Origin of the sequence: Streptomyces sp. NPDC056948 (assembly GCF_042674225.1) — a bacterium.
GTDB classification, from domain to species: domain Bacteria; phylum Actinomycetota; class Actinomycetes; order Streptomycetales; family Streptomycetaceae; genus Streptomyces; species Streptomyces purpurascens.
The window spans coordinates 1-3,407 of sequence record NZ_JBHUQX010000283.1 but is presented as its reverse complement, the minus strand read 5'-3'; the positions used below and the strand labels follow the sequence as shown (position 1 = coordinate 3,407).

At 69.3% G+C, this 3,407-nt stretch carries 4 protein-coding genes; all 4 read right to left on the bottom strand.

Translation table 11 applies throughout. The features are described from left to right. Nucleotides 1-121 precede the first annotated feature (121 nt). The 4 genes from ACFTZL_RS30165 to ACFTZL_RS30150 are packed head-to-tail and all read right to left on the bottom strand — an operon-like array spanning nucleotide 122 to nucleotide 3,165. On the bottom strand, nucleotides 122-742 hold the full coding sequence (locus ACFTZL_RS30165; protein ID WP_382588874.1) for an ATP/GTP-binding protein: 621 nt from the start codon (nucleotides 740-742) through the stop codon (nucleotides 122-124). Beyond that, nucleotides 723-1,121, bottom strand: a complete 399-nt coding sequence (locus tag ACFTZL_RS30160; RefSeq protein WP_382588872.1) for a DUF742 domain-containing protein — start codon at nucleotides 1,119-1,121, stop codon at nucleotides 723-725. The genes ACFTZL_RS30165 and ACFTZL_RS30160 overlap by 20 nt, the downstream gene beginning before the upstream one ends. Continuing rightward, on the bottom strand, nucleotides 1,118-1,525 hold the full coding sequence (locus ACFTZL_RS30155; RefSeq protein WP_382588870.1) for a roadblock/LC7 domain-containing protein: 408 nt from the start codon (nucleotides 1,523-1,525) through the stop codon (nucleotides 1,118-1,120). The genes ACFTZL_RS30160 and ACFTZL_RS30155 overlap by 4 nt, the downstream gene beginning before the upstream one ends. Further along, nucleotides 1,522-3,165, bottom strand: a complete 1,644-nt coding sequence (locus tag ACFTZL_RS30150) for a sensor histidine kinase (protein ID WP_382588868.1) — start codon at nucleotides 3,163-3,165, stop codon at nucleotides 1,522-1,524. Before ACFTZL_RS30150 ends, ACFTZL_RS30155 begins: the two co-directional genes overlap by 4 nt. Nucleotides 3,166-3,407 lie beyond the last annotated feature (242 nt).

The window sequence follows — 3,407 nt, the reverse complement described above, 5'->3', positions numbered from 1 at the left end:
GGCGGGGGGGGGCGTCCGATTGGTCGGCGGTGTGTTATTCGGGCCAAACTGTGGCCCCCCCAAATCTTTTGGGCAACCTGTTGTGTGGGGGGGTATTGGGGGGGGGGGCCGGGGGGGGTGATCAGGTGAGCGAGCCCGTCATGGCGAGCGAGTGCAGGAAGCGCATGAGGGTCATCAGGACGTCACGGCTGGAGGCCCGGCGGCGTACGTCGCACTCCATGATCGGGATGTCCGGGGCGAGGTCGAGGGCCGTGCGCAGCTCCTCGAGGGCGTAACGGGGCGCGTCCGGGAAGGAGTTGACCGCCACCACGAACGGCACGCCGCGCTCCTCCAGGCGCCCCATGACATCGAAGCTGACCTCCAGCCGACGGGTGTCGACCAGCACCACCGCGCCGAGCGCGCCCTCGAACAGGCCGTTCCACAGGAACCAGAAGCGCTGCTGGCCGGGTGTGCCGAAGAGGTACAGCACGAGCTGGTCGGTGATGCTGATGCGGCCGAAGTCCATGGCGACGGTGGTGGCCGTCTTGGACGCGGAGCCGAAGTTGTCGTCGACACCGATGCCGGCCTGCGTCATGGTCTCCTCGGTGGTCAGCGGTGTGATCTCGCTGACCGAGCCGACCATGGTCGTCTTGCCGACGCCGAAGCCACCCACGATCACGATCTTGGCCGCGGACTGTGCCGTGTGGGGCAACTGGTCCTCGGCCCGGGGGCCCGGGATGGTGTCAGAGCCTTTGAAGTCCATTCATCACCGCTTCGAGGAGGGAACGGTCGGTGCGTGACTGGCGGACGATCGGGGCGCGCGCCTGCACCAGGTCCGCCGTCAGCAGCTCGGTGAGCAGCACGCCCATCGCGCTGAACGGCAGGTGGAGGTAGGCCGAGAGCTCGGCCACGGACAGGGGGGCGGCGCAGAGCCGGAGCAGCGCCGCCTGCTCGGGGGAGGCGGAAGGCGGCGGGTCTTCGGCACGCGCCACGATTAACGTCACCAGGTCGAGCTCGGCCCGTTCACCGTCCGGGCCGGCCACCACGTACATCCGCTCCGGGTTTCTGACCTTGCCCTCGCCCTCCTGGGGCGGGGGCGATTCCGGGGTGGGGTCGCGCCTCTGGCGTTGCGGAGGCGTCATACGATCTGCCCGTTACGCCGGGGCGGAGTGGTCAGATGGCCGCCGATCCGGACGATGAGGTCACGCATCATCGCGCTCATCCGGCCGGGTTCGCACCGCACGTCGGAGAGCACCGCGAGGAAGGCGTTGGCGCCGGCGTTCATCAGGTAGAAGTAGCCGCGGTCGATCTCGATCATGACGAGCTTCATCTCGCCGTCGCCCACGGTGAGTTCCTGGCAGATGCTGCCCGCGAGGGACTGCAGGCCGGCGCAGGCCGCGGCGACCCGGTCGGCCGCGTCGGGCTCACCGCCGTAGCGGGCGATGCGCAGACCGTCGGCCGAGAGCACCACGATCATCTCGATGCCCGGCACACCGCTGGCGAGCTCCTTGAGCATCCAGTCGAAGTTGCCTCGCTGCTGGATCACTTGAGGTCCCCCTCGTCATCGGCCTCGGAGCGGGCCGGGTCGTTGATCAGGTGCAGATACTTGGTCGGGTTCCGCAGGAAGTCCGTCGGGTGCGTGCCGGGTTCGATGCCTTGCTTGAGTCCCTCCCAGAAGGCCTCGAGGCCCTTGCCGGGGGCGTCGGGCGCCGACATGTCGCGCAGGGGCTTGGACTCGGGCTCCGCTGCCGCCGCCCAGGGGTTGTACTCGCCCCGCTCCGCGGCCTCCCGGTCGGCCTTCTCGTTGGCGGCCTGCTGGGCGAGTCGCTCGGAGAGCGGCATCTTCACCCGGCTGCGGCGCTGCGGCAGACCGTTCGTCGTCCACTCGGTGACCTCGGGGACGTCGTCGTCCTCCATGGAGACCGTCTCGGGGATGCGCGGGCTGGTGGGACGGCGCCTCTTGGGCGCGCGCTTGGGGCCTTCGGGAATGCCGACCGTCATGGGGGCGCCGGTGGCGCCGATGCCGTGGGCGAGTCCGACACCGGGCTCGTGGGTGATCATCTCGCTCGGCACGATGAGGATGGCGCGGACGCCGCCGTACGCCGAGGCCCGCAGCGACACCTGCATGTTGTACGCCGTGCAGAGGCGGCCGACGACGGCCAGGCCCAGGCGCGGGTGCTCACCGATGTCCTGGAGGTCGACGCCTGCCTTGGCGGCCTCCAGCATGCCCTCGATCCGGGCCCGTGCCTCCTCGTTGAGGTTGACACCGCCGTCCTCGATCTCGATGCAGACGCCGGTCTGCACCTCGGTGGCGGTGACGTGCACCTTGGTCTGCGGCGGCGAGTAGCGCGTGGCGTTGTCGAGGAGTTCGGCCGCGGCGTGGATGACGGGCTCGACGTAGATGCCCTTGACGCTGACCTTGGCGATGGAGGAGAGCTGGATGCGCCGGTACTCCAGGATGCGGGACATGGCGCCGCGCAGCGTGCTGTACAGGGACACCGGCTCGGGCCACTGCCGGCCGGGGCGGCCGCCGCCGAGGACGGAGACGGAGTCGGCGAGGCGGCCGATCAGGGCGTTGCCGTGGTCGATGCGCAGCAGGTCGTCGAAGACCTCGGGGTTGCGTCCGTGGTCCTCCTCCATCTCCCGGAGTTCCTCGGCCTGCTGGTGCGCGATCGCCTGGACGCGGCGGGCGACCGTGACGAAGGAGCGAGCGGCGGCATCACGCATGGTCACTTCGTGGTCGACGATCCTGAGCACCGTCAGGAGCGTCTCGACCTCCGGCTCGGGGAGGTCGCGGTACGCGGGGTCGGCCAGGCCGAGCTTGCGAATCACCTCCCTGGGGGATTCTCCGGTGCGCAGCAGGTCGAGGGCGGCAGGGACGATCTCCCTCGAGAAGCGGACCAACTCGTGCTCGTGGCCGGCGATCCGCTGTTCCAGATACGCGCTGTGGCGGGCGTGCTCGGCACGCTGGTTCCGCAGGGCACGGCCGCGGCGGACCGCCTCGGCTGCCGTCGCGATCACCAGCGCGGTGGCGATGCCACCGCACCAGCCGACGGCGAGCCGGGCCGACTCCGTCACCAGGGCGACGGCGGCTCCGGACGCCGCGGCCATCGCTATGGCCGGCAGCAACAGCACGCGCGCGTAGGGAAGTTCACGGCGAACGGGAGGGGATTGAACACTCACCATGTAGGCCTTCTGACAGGAGTCGGCTGGGGTTCCACACATTGGGGAACAAGCGCACGAATTCATCTCAAGCCGGTGCGCTGCGGGCGAGCTTAGTCCGACCGGATCATCGCCGTGTCATATTCAGCATCCGCCGGAAACCGGACGCGAAGGGATAGTACGCTCGGTCGTTTACACGCTGCGACATTGTTCGAATACTTAGCGTAGCGACGAACGGACATACGAAAGTCCCTCACCGCTACGGG